The organism is Lysobacter sp. TAB13, from assembly GCF_052113885.1.
GTDB classification, from domain to species: Bacteria; Pseudomonadota; Gammaproteobacteria; order Xanthomonadales; family Xanthomonadaceae; genus Lysobacter; species Lysobacter gummosus.
In genome coordinates this window covers 1-364 of record NZ_JBFRDR010000389.1, presented here as the reverse complement: position 1 = coordinate 364, position 364 = coordinate 1, and the positions used below count along the sequence as shown (strand labels likewise).

The 364-nt window shown below is 58.8% G+C and carries 1 pseudogene; it reads right to left on the bottom strand.

The features are described from left to right. Nucleotides 1-317, bottom strand: a pseudogene (locus tag AB4Y92_RS26640) (IS1595-like element ISLgu1 family transposase); the annotation flags it as partial. Between the last annotated feature and the right edge of the window lie 47 nt (nucleotides 318-364).

Genomic DNA, 364 nt, shown 5'->3' with positions numbered 1-364 from the left:
ACGTGCTGGCCGCGTTTGAGCATGCCGAAGACGATGGTTTTCTTGCCGGCGCCGCGTCCGCGTTTGCCGCGCACGCGCCACGGCCCGAAGAAGGATTCATCGACTTCGACCTGACCGGTGAAGGGCGAATGTTGTTCGCAGTCGTGAGCRATGACACGCCGCATRGCCAGGAAGATCGTGTTGACCGAGCGCACGCTCAAGCCGGTCAACTGAGCGGTGTTGGTGGCGGTGAGATCCAGTGACCAACAGCGCACGAGCGCCCGAAATCGGGCCTCGCTGATTTTCGAACGGCGGTAATACCTGTTTTTCTTTTGCATTTCAGGAAGATAGCTGCGTTATGGGGCAGCTTTGCTTCCTAAGACCC